The organism is Calditerricola yamamurae (assembly GCF_054654135.1).
In genome coordinates this window covers 38791-51919 of sequence record NZ_BAAIFH010000004.1, presented here as the reverse complement: position 1 = coordinate 51919, position 13129 = coordinate 38791, and the positions used below count along the sequence as shown (strand labels likewise).

Sequence of the window (13129 nt, the reverse complement as noted above, 5' to 3'; positions counted from 1 at the left end):
TTAAACACGGGTTAATTATATCATTTAATTTGTATCACCCGTATATTTTTATATATTTCATTTTTATTTCAATCGTCGCAATTAACGGATCTGTCGCTGGTGGCCGTCACCCACGACCCGCACCTGGCCGCCCGCGCCCACCGCGTGGTGCGCATGGCGGCGGGACTCGTTGATATGGAGGGTTGACAACGTCTTATACGTGTAATATTTTTTTTACAGATGTTATATGAACGTTTCGATCACAAGGGGGGATGGAAGATCAATGAGCGACAAAACGGAGGGGTGCTGCCGTCTGGCGAAACATTGATCAAGATTTTCGACGCCTTGTCCAACCCCCACCGATTGAAAATCCTCTCCTTATTAATGGGCAGGCGCGTCCACGTGAGTCAGCTTGCCCGTGAGGCGAAAATCAGCCGTCCGTTGCTTTACATGCATCTCAAGCGTTTGGAAGAGGCGGGGTTGGTCACGAGCAAGATGGAACTTTCTCCGGACGGAAAAGCATTGAATTATTACGAAATCATTCCGTTTTCTTTGCATCTCACGCCCGAGAACCTCGCGGAAGCGGCCAAAACCTTACCGGTGTCCCATCCACGACATGAATCCGGGCGTGCCAAAGGGAGAAAGTCAGAAGGGGAGGATGAGCAATGAATATGCATTATGCCGGGATGTGGTTTGCCCTTGCTATGAACCTGATGATTACCGTCGTCATCGTGGTCCTCATCTGGCAGATTTTCAAGTACCGCCAGACAAAGCTCATGAGCCAGGCCGAAATCGCGCGGGACGAAGCGTATCACAAACTGGCGGAAGAAGCGGTTGCCGTGCAACGGAAGATTTCCGAAGACTTGGCCGATCTGCGTAACCGCGTTGAAGCGATTGAGCGGATGCTGCGCGAGGTAGAGTAGGATCGGGGTGGAGCCAAGAAGTGAGAAATACCGGGATGGAGAATGCGTGCTCATCCAGGGATACCTGGCCGGATTGGCCGTCTTCGTTCAGCCGGCGAATTGGGCCCGACACGCGATGTTTGTCCATTCGTTTAGTCTGCTGCCCATTGGGATGTTGGGGATGGCGCTCGTGGGGCCGATACGGTGGGCCGCTGGGCGCAGCACTGTCCTGTACGGGTTGATGGTCTTCCTCTACGCAACGGCCAACAGCCGAGCTCTGATTCCGTGGGCTTCGGCGATGCATCCTGTGTTGGCACTCCTTTCCCTCACGCGCACCGCTGTTGACCGTTTGCCACGGCGTACAGCTTTGACTTTCCCCTGAGTTCGACGTAAGATAAGAAAAGGAGCCATTTGACTTTGGCGATACTGGATGGAAAAGAGATCCTATGGATGACCCCAAACGCGAGGATGGGGAGGAGTAGGCCGCCTGCGCGCCTTGCAGAGAGGGAAGCCCTTGGCTGCGAGGCTTCCCAGGCGAAAGCGGCCGAACGTCGCCCCGGAGCGGCTTGCCCGAACGCGCGGAATGTCCATGGAGTGGCCCGTTGCCAGTAGGGCAGGACGGTCACCGCCCGTTAGCGGAAGGAGAGCACGGCCTTTTCGCGCTGTGGCGCGCGTGCCCATGCTGACGCATCGTTGGAAAAACCCAACGGAAAGGATGCGCGCGGCGCGGAAGCAGCATGTTGGCGGGGCATGCGCATGACGGTTGGCCGTGAACAAAGGTGGTACCGCGAAGGGAGACCCCTTTCGTCCTTTGACGAAGGGGGTTTTTTGCTTGATGGGCTGACGAAATGCGAGGAGGGTGAGGTCATGGCAGAACACGCGACGAAACCCACCCTGCCGCCCCAATACGACCCGAAGGCGGTGGAAGCGGGGCGCTACCAGTGGTGGGTGAAAAACAAATTCTTTGAAGCCGGCGGCGATCCGGACAAGAAGCCCTTTGCCATCGTCATCCCGCCGCCGAACGTGACGGGCAACCTGCACCTTGGCCATGCCCTCAACTGCACGCTGCAGGACATCCTCATCCGCATGAAGCGCATGCAGGGCTACGATGCCCTGTGGCTGCCGGGCATGGACCACGCCGGCATCGCCACACAGACGCGGGTGGAGAAGGAGCTGGCCAAGGAGGGGCTGTCGCGCTACGACCTGGGGCGCGAGAAGTTCCTCGAGCGCGTGTGGCAGTGGAAGGAACACTACGCATCGGTCATCCGGGAACAGTGGGCCAAGCTCGGCCTGTCCCTCGACTACTCCCGCGAGCGCTTTACGATGGACGAGGGGCTGTCGCGCGCGGTGCGGGAGGTGTTTGTCTCCCTGTATGAAAAGGGGCTGATCTACCGCGGTGAGTACATCATCAACTGGGACCCGGTGGCCCGCACGGCCCTGTCGGACATCGAGGTGGAGTACAAGGAAGTCCAGGGCAAGCTCTACCACATCCGCTACCCGCTTAAGGACGGCTCGGGCGCGGTCGTCGTGGCCACCACGCGGCCGGAGACGATGCTCGGCGACGTAGCCGTGGCTGTGCATCCCGACGACGAGCGGTACAAGGCGTTCATTGGCAAGACGGTCCTCCTGCCCATCGTCGGCCGGGAGATCCCCATTATCGCCGACGAATACGTCGATCCGGAATTCGGCACCGGCGCGGTGAAGATTACGCCGGCCCACGACCCGAACGACTTCGAGGTGGGCCTGCGCCACAACCTGCCGCGCATCCTCGTCATGGACGAGGAGGCAAAGATGAACGAGAACGCCGGGCCGTACCAGGGGCTCGACCGCTACGAGTGTCGCAAGCGGCTCGTGGAGGACCTTGAGCGCCAGGGCTACCTCGTCAAGGTGGAGGACCACGTCCACGCCGTCGGCCACAGCCAGCGCAGCGGCGCGGTGGTGGAGCCGTACCTGTCGACCCAGTGGTTCGTGCGCATGAAGCCCCTCGCCGAGCAGGCCATCCGCCACACGCTGTCCGACGATGCGGTGCGCTTTGTGCCGGAACGGTTCAAGAAGGTGTTTTTGCACTGGATCGAGAACGTCCGTGACTGGTGCATTTCCCGCCAGCTGTGGTGGGGGCACCGCATTCCGGCCTGGTACACGCCCGACGGCGAGGTGATCGTGGCCCGCAGCGAGGAGGAGGCCTACGAAAAGGCGCGGGCGAAATACGGGCCCGACGTCACCCTCACCCAGGACGAGGACGTGCTGGACACGTGGTTCAGCTCCGGCCTGTGGCCCTTCTCCACGATGGGCTGGCCCGACGAGACAGGCGACCTGAAGCGCTACTACCCGACGGACGTCCTCGTGACGGCCTACGACATCATCTTCTTCTGGGTGGCGCGGATGATCTTCACCGCCCTGGAGTTCACGGGGCAAAAGCCGTTCAAGGACGTGATCATCCACGGCCTGATCCGCGACGAGAAGGGGCGCAAGATGTCCAAGTCCCTCGGCAACGGTGTCGACCCGATGGAAGTCATCGAGAAGCACGGCGCCGACGCGTTGCGCTTCATGCTGGCCACGGGCAGCTCCCCGGGCAACGACATCCGCTTCTCCTGGGAGCGGGTCGAGTCGGCGCGCGCCTTCGTCAACAAGATCTGGAACGCGTCGCGCTTCGTGCTGATGAACCTGCCCGAGGGGTTCACCGTTGCCGACGTGGACCTCTCCGGCCCGCTGAGCGTGCCCGACCAGTGGATCCTGCACCGTCTGAGCGAGACGGTGCGCGATGTCACGCGTCTCCTCAAGCAGTACGAATTCGGCGAGGCGGCGCGGGTGCTCTATAATTTCATCTGGGACGAGTTCTGCGACTGGTACATTGAGATGGCCAAGATCCCGCTCGGTTCGAGTGACGAGGCGGCCAAGCGGACGACGCGTGCCGTGCTCGTCCACACCCTCGATACCATCCTGCGCCTGCTCCACCCGTACATGCCCTTCGTGACAGAAGAAATTTGGCAGCACCTGCCCCACGAGGGCGAAACCATCGTGCGGGCCAAGTGGCCCGAGCCGAACGCGGCGCACCACTTCCCCGAAGCGGTGCGGGAGATGCGGCTCCTGGTGGAAACTATTCGCGCGGTGCGCAACCTGCGGGCCGAACTCAACGTGCCACTGTCCAAGCCGATCGACCTGCACATCAAGGCCGACAGCGCCGAGGTGCTGGCCCTGCTGGAAAAAGGACGGGCCTACTTGGAGCGGTTCTGCCGTCCCCAGGTGCTGGTCATGGGTGTCGACGTGACCAAGCCGGCAAGGTCGATGACCGCCGTCGTCACGGGGGCGCAGGTGTTTGTGCCCCTGGAGGGACTGGTTGACATTGAGCAGGAGCTCAAACGCCTCGAGAAGGAACTTGACACCCTGAACAAGGAAGTGGAACGCGCCGAAAAGAAACTGGCCAACCCCAATTTCGTGGCCAAGGCGCCGACCGAGGTGGTGGAGGCCGAGCGGGAGAAGGCGCGCATGTGGCGCGAGAAACGGGACAAGGTCCTGGCGCGCCTGGCCGAGCTGAAAGGGTAGGTTGTTAATTTCGGAATGTGCGGGGCAGTCGCATTCTTGCCGGCTGCCCCGAATACACATGGAGTGATTGCGGTCATGTACGCGATTCGTACGGTACAAGAGGCCATCGACTGGATTCACAGCCTGGTTCCCCTTGGCATCAAACCAGGCCTTGCGCGCATGGAATGGCTGATGGAGCGGCTGGACCACCCGCATCGGTACCTCAAGTTCATCCACATCGCCGGCACGAACGGGAAAGGGTCCACCGCGGCGATGATGGCCCGCGTTCTGGACGAGGCGGGCTACGACGTGGGGCTTTACATCTCCCCTTACGTGGAGCGATTTGAGGAGCGGATCCAACTCAACGGCAGGCCCATCCCCGGCGAGGAATTGGTGGAGCTGGTCAATCGGGTAAAGCCGCTGGTTGACGAGCTGGCCGAGACGGAGTGGGGGCCGCCGACGGAGTTCGAGGTCATCACCACCCTCGCCCTGCTGTATTACGAACGTCACCGTCCCTATTTTGTCGTGTGGGAGACGGGCCTTGGCGGACGACTGGACGCCACCAACATCGTCTACCCGGTGGTGGCGGTGATCACCAACGTGGGGGACGATCACCGGCATCTCCTGGGCCCCGACCGCCTGGCCATTGCCCGCGAGAAGGCGGGAATCATCAAAAGCGGCGTACCGGTGGTGACGGCGGAGGAAGATCCCGACGTGCTGGCACTCTTTCGGGACGTGTGCCGCGAAAAGCGCACGACCCTGTACGAGCCGGGCACGCATTACCGCTACGAGCGGCTGGAGCCGACCGAAGCGGGCGAGCGAATGCATTTTTACGGCCCGTACCGCGAGTTGCGGGACATCGAGGTGGGGCTCAAAGGGGCGCACCAGGCCCAAAACGCGGCGACGGCACTGATGGCCCTCGAGCTCTTGCGCCAGTTTTACGCTGCCCAACTGGAGGAGGAAGAGCCGATTCGCCGCGGCCTGGCGACGGTGCGCTGGCCGGGGCGCTTTGAGGTGCTGGCCGAACGCCCGCTTGTCATCGTTGATGGCGCGCACAACCCACAAGGTGCGCAGGCACTGGCGGCGACGGTTCGCGAGCGGCTCCCTGGGCGCCGGGTGCACCTGGTGGTCGGCTTCGTGCAGGACAAGGAGCACGAGGCCTTCCTTCGGCAGATATTGCCCCTTGCCCAGACGGTAACGGCGACGACGCCCGCCTTCCACAAAGCACTGCCGGCCGAGGAAACAGCCGCATTGGTGCGCCGCCTGGTTCCGGGCAAGGCGGTGAACACGGCACCGGACGCGGCGGCGGCGCTTCAGCATGCTCTGGCGCAAGCCAAGCCGGATGACGCGGTACTGGTGTGCGGGTCCTTGTACCTCGTCGCCGAGGTGCGCCAGGCCGTCCGGGAAAGGAAAGGGGTGGGGGCGTGATGGCGATCGAACAAGGCCGCGTGCATTTCATCGGCATCGGGGGATACGGCATGAGTGCCCTCGCACGGGTACTGCTGGACCGCGGGGTTCCGGTGTCGGGTTCGGACGTGGCGTCCAAGGCCCTGACGGAGCAGCTTGCCGCCCGCGGGGCCCGGGTCTACATCGGCCACGATGCCACCCACATCGACGGGGCGGTGCGTGTCGTCTACTCCACGGACATTCCGAAGGACAACGTGGAACTGGTCGCCGCGCGTGAAAAGGGCATTGAACTCTTGCACCGCTCCCAACTGCTGGCCGAATTGCTCAACGCGGGACAGGGCATTGCCGTATCCGGTGCCCACGGCAAGACGACCACCTCGTCGATGATTGCCTTCGTCATGGAAAAGGCCGGATGGGATCCGACTTATGTCATCGGTGGCGAAGTGGTGGGACTGGACGGCAACGCCAAGGCCGGAAGGAGCCCCTATGTGGTGGCCGAGGCCGATGAGAGCGATGGGTCGTTTCTGCACTACACGCCACAGGTGGCCGTGGTGACCAACATCGAGCCCGACCACCTGGAACACTATGGCGGCGATTTCGAACGACTGAAAGGGGCCTACCGGCAGTTTTTGCGTCAGGTGCGTCCCGACGGGTTTGCCGTATTGTGCGTCGACTGCGCGAACCTCCGCTCTATGATTGAGGCGGTTCCGGCGCGCGTGGTCACGTATGGCCTGCACACACCGGCCGACTACACCGCAGTGGACGTGGAAACGGGCGACCGGCGCATTGCCTTCACTGCTGTCCGCCGGGGCGAGACGCTGGGGCGGGTGACGGTTGCCGTCCCCGGCGTGCACAACGTGGCCAATGCCCTGGCCTGCCTCGCGGTGTGCTTGGAACTGGGGATGCCCTTTGATGTGGTGGCACGCCATTTGGGGGCATTTCGGGGCGCCAAGCGACGGTTTCAGGTGATGGGAGAAGCAGGAGGCGTGCTTGTCGTAGACGACTACGCCCATCATCCGACGGAAATCCAGGCCACCCTGCGCGCGGCAAAGGATACCGGGCGCCGCGTGATCGCCGTGTTCCAGCCCCAGCGGTACACCCGCACCGCCCTGTTGTTGGATGAGTTTAGCCGCGCCTTTGGCGAGGCCGATGAGGTCATCATTGCCGACATCTACTCTCCGGCCGGAGAGACGCCCATTCCCGGCGTTTCGTCGGAGCGGCTGGTGGACCTGATTCGGGAGCGCAGCAATCCGCGTGCCGCCTACATCCCCGACCACGCCGGTATCGTGGCGGAACTCCTTCGGCGTGTCCGGGAAGGCGATCTGGTGCTCACCATGGGAGCGGGCGACATCTGGAAGGTGGCCGAGGCCTTGGTGGGCCAGTTGCAAGGGAAAAAAGCGCCCCAGAAGCCTTGAACTGGGGCGCCTTTTTCATTATTCACAGCTGAAACCGATCTCCTTCCCCCTTTTCCAATGCACGAAGCACAACTACAATAGAAGGGAAGAGCAGGGATAAGGTGGAGAGCTTGGCAATTCGCAAAGGGATGGGGGAGGGAGGAGATCCATGCACCGTGTGGTGTGTTGGGGCCTTTTTCTTTTGGCCTATGCTGTCGCGATGGGCTATACGGTGGCGCATCTCAACGCGTGGCAAGCCGTTCAGACGGATGCCCTGTTGGCCTTTTTCCTGCTGTACATGCTGGTGAGCGTGTTTCCCATTCCCTTCAAAAACATGGCGGTGACGCTCACGCCCGTCGCCTCACTGGTCACCTTTCAGTTCTACGGGCTGGCAGTCGAGCTGTGGCTCACGCAGCTTGCCATCTTGATCTCGATGTTGCTTTTGCGTTTTCGCTCCCTTGAGCGCATCTTGCTCAATCTGGCCATGTATGTCGTGGTTTCCTTCGCCGCTGCGGGGGCCTATGTCGCCTCCGGCGGCGTGATGGGCAGCGGGCATTCCCTCTCCCAAGTGGCTCTCCCCATGGCCGTGTACATCGGAACGTACTTGCTCTCCAATCATCTGCTCCTTGCCTTGCTCATGCGCGTATGGCGCGGAACCTGGCCGACACGAACCACCTTGCACGAATTTTTGGGGGAAATGGGCCTCACGGCGTTGGCCAGTCCGGCTGGCCTGCTCATCTACGCGTTGTACGACACCGTGGGGTGGCTGACCCCGGTGCTGTTTTCTGTTCCCATCACCGCCTTATCCTTTGTCCTCCGGATGTATTACCGGCTGAAAACCCTCCATCAGCGCCTGGAACAAGTCAACCGGTTGGCCAAGATGTTCACGTCCCAGTTGCGATGGGACAAGGTCATTGACGAAATTTTCCGCACTGCTCGCCTTCTTTTTGTGGCCGACTGTTACGTGTTGTTTGTCGTGGAACCGGACAACCAGGTGCTCCGGCCCTTGCGCGTGGAGGGGAACGGGTTGCCGGAAAAGGACTGTCGGGCCTTTTGCGCGCGGACGGTTCGCCTGGGTGAGGGGGTCAGCGGCATGGCGGCGCTGGAGAAGCGGGTGCTGCTGGTGCGACGTGCGGGGGCGGCCCATCATGTTGCGCATGAACCGCCGTCGCTGCGGGCCATGCGCACCATCTTGGCGGGACCGCTCATACAAAACGGCAAGCTGGTCGGCGTGTTTACCCTCGGCCGGCGCATCGCGTATGGGTTAACATCACATGACAAGGTATTGCTGGAGATCTTCGCCAACCAGGCGGCGCTGGCCCTGGAAAACGCGAGGCGCTACGAGCACACCCTTGCCCAAACCTACATCGATCCCTTGACGGGGCTGTACAATTATCGGTTTTTTGAACAACAATTGTTTCGCCTGTTTGAACGCGCGCAAGAGGCGGGTGAGCCGATTTCCCTGCTCATTGTCGACCTGGATCACTTTAAACGGGTAAATGACACGTACGGCCATGAAGCAGGGAACCAGGTCTTGCAAACGGTGGCCCAGTTGCTAAAAGAAAATGTGCGCCCCCAGGATATCGTCTGCCGCTACGGCGGCGAGGAGTTCACCATTCTGTTTCCACAAACCGACCATCATGAGGCGCGGATCGTGGGTGAGCAGATCCGCCGCAAAATGGAGGAGACGCCCATCGTTGTCCACCCGACATTGTCCGAGGATGCGCAGCCCGAAGCGGTCGAGATCCGGATCACCTGCAGCATGGGGTTGGCCTCGTACCCCGCGCACGCGTCGGATCCCCTGAGCCTGGTGCGCCACGCCGACCGGGCGCTGTACATCGGAGGCAAGAAAAAAGGGCGCAACCGCCTGGCCGTGTACGATTCGGCATGAGCAATTGCCCCCGTTTGCGCGCCGTGTTACGCGGGTGTGGCCGGGAAGTCCGATGGAGTGGAGGAAGGAACGGGGTCGGACGCGGCTTACCACCGGGGAAAGTAGACTGTAATTCCTTTGATTTCATCGGAATTGTCGGGATTGTCAGGGCTTTCACCTGATTATCCTGATTATAGAGCGTGGAGGCAAGGGTGCCGACCCGAACCTGAACCGGTTCTATCCCCCCACCCGGTTGCATACACATCGGAGCAACGGAACCGGGTGGGAGGGGCACAGGATGGACAAACCTCGGATCACGATTCGCTTGTCGCCGTCGTCTTCGCGCATGAAGGTGGTGCGCCGAACGGAATCCAGGGCCATGGAGGCGGAGCCTGCCCGACCGCAGCGGCTGGCCGTGGGTGATCACGTTTCCGAGCGCGCGATCGAGCCGGACAGGCCTTCATTGCAGCCGGAAGCCCCGGTGATACGCAGCCGGCCGGCGTCCAGCGATTCCTTGTCGGCATTTCGGGTGCGGCGAAACGGAAAGCTTGGGCGTTTCCCCTGGGCCACGGTGGCGTGGGCGGCGGTGCCGCTTGTGGGCGCCGTGGGTCTTGGCCTCTTGCTGGGATGGTCGATGCTGACGCTGCTCCGCGATCCCGGGAGTACCGGTTCACCTGCCGCTGCCAACGTTTCCCCGGGGGCACCGATGGTCCCGGCTGTATCGAGCGGGGAAACGCCCCAGCCGAAGGAACCCGCCGAATCGGTCCCAACGCCAAACCGTGCACCGGCTCCGGGGGACGGCAACGGGTCTTCCGGTTCCGGCGCGTTGGCCCCCGCCCAGGAGCAGGCTTCCCCGCCGGCGCGCACGTTGGCCGTCGTTCAGGCCGGGGTATTCCAGACGCGCGAGGCAGCGGAGCGCATGCGGCAGACCTTGGCGACGCGGGGCGTACCCGCTGTGTTGGTCGAGGGGACGCCGCTGCGCCTCTTGGTCGGCGTGGCGCCGGACCGCGACAGCGCCCTCGGCCTGGCCACGGCCCTTCGCGCGCAGCACGTCGAAACGTATGTTCCGCGCGACGGGCTGAGGTGGTCGGCGGCCGAGGCGGGAGGACACGCCGAGTGGACGAATTTCCTGGAGGCGGGCGATCGGCTGTTTGATCGGCTGGCGCGCTTTCCATCGGATGCTCTCGCCGGCGCGAAGGATCGCCTGCCGCCCAAGGGCGAGATGGAGGCGATGCACCGCGCGCTCCTGCAGGCGGGCCAGCCGCTGGCGGTGGGTGACGGGCCGCGCGAGAAACGCGCCCGGGCGATGATGAACGCCCTGACGCAGGCGGTAACGGCGGTTCGCCAGTACGCCGCGAACCCTCATCCCGGATACCTGTGGCAAGCCGAACAGGGGCTGCTCCAGTATGCGGTTTTGCGGGCTGCGCCATCCTCGTAGCCCGGCTTGTTTTTTGGCGGGTGCTTTGCTAGACTAAATGTCGGCATCCCAGCCAATCGTTTACGTCGAGGAGCGATGCGCATGACGGTTACGACGAAACCGCTTGTTCTCGCTTCCGGTTCGCCTCGCCGGCGCGAGCTCCTCGCGCAGTTGGGCCTTTCCTTTGAGGTTTGTCCGAGCAATGTCGACGAAACGCTCGAATCGGGAATGTCGCCCGCTCAAGCGGTGGAGACGCTTGCCCTTCGCAAGGCGCGCGCCGTGGCCGCCACCTGTTCCGAGGGCCTTGTCATTGGCTCGGACACCGTCGTCGTGCTTGACGGGGAGATGCTCGGCAAGCCGCGCGATGCCGAAGAGGCCGTGGCAATGCTCAAGCGGCTGGCCGGCCGCACGCATCGCGTGTACACGGGATTGGCGGTGATTGACGTCGCGACGGGCGACTGCCGCGTCGGGCACAGCGTCACGGCCGTGCAGATGGACGCGCTGACCGATGCGGAAATCCGCCGGTACGTGGCCACGGGCGAGCCGATGGACAAGGCTGGCGCCTATGCCATTCAGGGCATTGGGGCGACCCTGGTCACCCACATTGAGGGGGATTACTTTACCGTCGTCGGCTTGCCGCTGTATCTGTTGCGCCGGTTTCTGGGCGAAATGGGCGTTCACATCTTGTAGGCGATGGAACGCCCGCTTTTTCTATTTCGGAAACGAGAGGGGACGATCCGATGGACGGACCGCTCGCGCTTCGCGACTTGCCGGCCCATGAACGCCCGCGGGAGCGGATGCTGGCCGTGGGGGCGGAACAGCTGTCGGTGGCGGAACTGTTGGCCATTCTGCTGCGCACCGGGAACCGCGACGAGTCGGTGCTGGTCCTCGCCCAGCGCCTCCTGCAGCGGTTTGGCTCGCTTCGCGAACTGGCCGGCGCCCGCGTGGAAGAGCTGACGGCGGTGAAAGGGGTTGGGGTGGCCAAGGCCGTCCAGGTGAAAGCGGGGCTTGAGCTGGGGCGCAGGCTTGCGCGGTTGGCTGCGGAAGAGAGGCTGGTGGTGCGCGGTCCGGGAGACGTGGCGTCGATTTTGATGGATGAATTGCGTTTTTTGCCGAACGAGCATTTTGTTTGCCTGTTTTTGAACACGAAAAACCACATCATCGGCAAGCAGACGGTGTTCGTGGGCACGCTCAACGCCACCGTTGTCCATCCGCGCGAGATTTTCCGTGAAGCGATCCGGCGTTCCAGCGCGGCGGTGATCCTCGCGCACAACCATCCGAGCGGCGACCCCCAGCCCAGCCCCGAGGATATCGTGCTTACCCGGCGGCTGGTCGAGGCCGGGGAACTCCTCGGCATTCCGGTGTTGGACCATATCGTCATTGGCGACAACCGGTTCGTGAGTTTGAAGGAAAAAGGTTACCTGTAAAGGAAGTGTAAACGCACCTAGGCACCGTCCAAGGGATCCAGTATAATAAAAACGATGTGTTCCCCGGTAACGTTCGGGGGTTTTCGTCTTGTAGCGACATGATTTGCCGTGTTGGCGGGCGAAATGGATTAGACCGTGGATACGGAATGCTGGGTGAGTGAAGGGAGTTAACGGCAATGTTCGGTGGATTCGCACGCGATATGGGGATTGATTTGGGAACGGCCAATACGTTGGTGTACGTGAAGGGAAAAGGCATTGTTGTCCGGGAGCCTTCCGTGGTGGCCATTCGGACCGACACGGGGACCATCGAGGCGGTCGGGAACGCGGCCAAGAACATGATCGGCCGCACGCCGGGCAACATCGTCGCCGTTCGCCCGATGAAGGACGGCGTGATTGCCGACTTCGAGACGACGGCGACGATGCTGGAGTACTTCATCAAGCAGGCACAAAAGACGCGCAGTATCCGCAAGCCCAACGTGATGGTTTGTGTCCCGTCCGGGGCCACGGCAGTGGAGAAGCGAGCGATCGAGGATGCCACGAAGCGGGCCGGGGCCAAGGAAGCCTTTACCATCGAGGAACCCTTTGCCGCGGCCATTGGGGCCGATCTGCCGGTATGGGAACCGACAGGGAGCATGGTGGTCGACATTGGCGGCGGGACGACGGAAGTGGCCATCATCTCGCTGGGCGGCATCGTGACGAGCAAGTCGATTCGCGTGGCCGGCGACGAGATGGATGAGGCCATCATCCAGTACATCAAACGTTCCTATAACTTGCTCATTGGCGAGCGCACCGCCGAGATTCTGAAGATGGAGATCGGTTCGGCGCTGAAACTGGAGCGCGACGAGAAGATGGAGATTCGCGGCCGTGACCTGGTGACCGGTCTGCCGAAGACGATTACCATCTCGTCCGCGGAGATCACCGAGGCGCTGGCCGACCCCGTGGGCGGCATCGTTGAGGTGGTGAAGGCGACGCTGGAGAAGTGTCCGCCGGAGCTGGCCGCCGACATCATGGACCGCGGCATCGTGCTGACGGGTGGCGGGGCGCTCTTGCGCAATTTGGACAAGCTTCTGTCCAAGGAGACGGGTATGCCCGTCCATGTGGCGGAGAACGCCCTTGACTGTGTGGCCATCGGCACGGGTCGCGCCCTGGAAAACCTTCACCTGCTTAAATCGAAGAAGGGCATTACGTTCCGTTCGGCTCGCCGGTAAGGA

General features: G+C 62.3%; 11 protein-coding genes and 1 other annotated feature. All 11 genes read left to right on the top strand.

Translation table 11 applies throughout. The features are described from left to right. Nucleotides 1-282 precede the first annotated feature (282 nt). On the top strand, nt 283-648 hold the full coding sequence (locus ACYQ0Z_RS01710) for an ArsR/SmtB family transcription factor (RefSeq protein WP_459863824.1): 366 nt from the start codon (nt 283-285) through the stop codon (nt 646-648). Continuing rightward, nucleotides 645-902 (top strand): hypothetical protein, encoded by a 258-nt coding sequence (locus ACYQ0Z_RS01705; protein ID WP_459863822.1) that lies wholly within the window; start codon nt 645-647, stop codon nt 900-902. The genes ACYQ0Z_RS01710 and ACYQ0Z_RS01705 overlap by 4 nt, the downstream gene beginning before the upstream one ends. Nucleotides 903-948: 46 nt before the next feature. Continuing rightward, entirely contained in the window at nt 949-1263 is a 315-nt protein-coding gene (locus ACYQ0Z_RS01700; RefSeq protein ID WP_459863820.1) for a DUF6220 domain-containing protein, read from the top strand. Nucleotides 1264-1337: 74 nt separating this feature from the next. Then, nucleotides 1338-1696, top strand: a binding site (T-box leader). Nucleotides 1697-1748: 52 nt separating this feature from the next. Beyond that, nucleotides 1749-4424: a valine--tRNA ligase gene (locus ACYQ0Z_RS01695; RefSeq protein ID WP_459863818.1), complete on the top strand. Its 2676-nt coding sequence runs from the start codon at nt 1749-1751 to the stop codon at nt 4422-4424. Nucleotides 4425-4499: 75 nt separating this feature from the next. Continuing rightward, nucleotides 4500-5831, top strand: a complete 1332-nt coding sequence (locus ACYQ0Z_RS01690; RefSeq protein WP_459863816.1) for a bifunctional folylpolyglutamate synthase/dihydrofolate synthase — start codon at nt 4500-4502, stop codon at nt 5829-5831. Beyond that, entirely contained in the window at nt 5831-7225 is a 1395-nt protein-coding gene (murC, locus tag ACYQ0Z_RS01685) for a UDP-N-acetylmuramate--L-alanine ligase (protein WP_459863814.1), read from the top strand. The genes ACYQ0Z_RS01690 and murC overlap by 1 nt, the downstream gene beginning before the upstream one ends. 148 nt (nt 7226-7373) lie before the next feature. Further along, nucleotides 7374-9095 (top strand): GGDEF domain-containing protein, encoded by a 1722-nt coding sequence (locus ACYQ0Z_RS01680; protein WP_459863812.1) that lies wholly within the window; start codon nt 7374-7376, stop codon nt 9093-9095. 277 nt (nt 9096-9372) lie between these two features. Continuing rightward, complete coding sequence (locus ACYQ0Z_RS01675) at nt 9373-10512, top strand: SPOR domain-containing protein (protein WP_459863810.1); 1140 nt, start codon at nt 9373-9375, stop codon at nt 10510-10512. 81 nt (nt 10513-10593) lie between these two features. Then, a complete protein-coding gene (locus ACYQ0Z_RS01670) occupies nt 10594-11181 on the top strand; it encodes a Maf family protein (RefSeq protein ID WP_459863807.1) in 588 nt (195 codons plus the stop codon). A gap of 50 nt (nt 11182-11231) precedes the next feature. After that, nucleotides 11232-11918 (top strand): RadC family protein, encoded by a 687-nt coding sequence (gene radC, locus ACYQ0Z_RS01665; protein WP_459863805.1) that lies wholly within the window; start codon nt 11232-11234, stop codon nt 11916-11918. Between the two features lie 176 nt (nt 11919-12094). Then, entirely contained in the window at nt 12095-13126 is a 1032-nt protein-coding gene (locus ACYQ0Z_RS01660) for a rod shape-determining protein (protein WP_459863802.1), read from the top strand. Nucleotides 13127-13129: the final 3 nt, after the last annotated feature.

Bases quoted from the DNA above. Each gene is read 5' to 3' on its own strand.
- ACYQ0Z_RS01705 (WP_459863822.1), top strand. From the start codon at position 645: ATGAATATGCATTATGCCGGGATGTGGTTTGCCCTTGCTATGAACCTG.
- ACYQ0Z_RS01695 (WP_459863818.1), top strand. From the start codon at position 1,749: ATGGCAGAACACGCGACGAAACCCACCCTGCCGCCCCAATACGACCCG.
- ACYQ0Z_RS01690 (WP_459863816.1), top strand. From the start codon at position 4,500: ATGTACGCGATTCGTACGGTACAAGAGGCCATCGACTGGATTCACAGC.
- murC (WP_459863814.1), top strand. From the start codon at position 5,831: ATGGCGATCGAACAAGGCCGCGTGCATTTCATCGGCATCGGGGGATAC.
- ACYQ0Z_RS01680 (WP_459863812.1), top strand. From the start codon at position 7,374: ATGCACCGTGTGGTGTGTTGGGGCCTTTTTCTTTTGGCCTATGCTGTC.
- ACYQ0Z_RS01675 (WP_459863810.1), top strand. From the start codon at position 9,373: ATGGACAAACCTCGGATCACGATTCGCTTGTCGCCGTCGTCTTCGCGC.
- ACYQ0Z_RS01670 (WP_459863807.1), top strand. From the start codon at position 10,594: ATGACGGTTACGACGAAACCGCTTGTTCTCGCTTCCGGTTCGCCTCGC.
- radC (WP_459863805.1), top strand. From the start codon at position 11,232: ATGGACGGACCGCTCGCGCTTCGCGACTTGCCGGCCCATGAACGCCCG.
- ACYQ0Z_RS01660 (WP_459863802.1), top strand. From the start codon at position 12,095: ATGTTCGGTGGATTCGCACGCGATATGGGGATTGATTTGGGAACGGCC.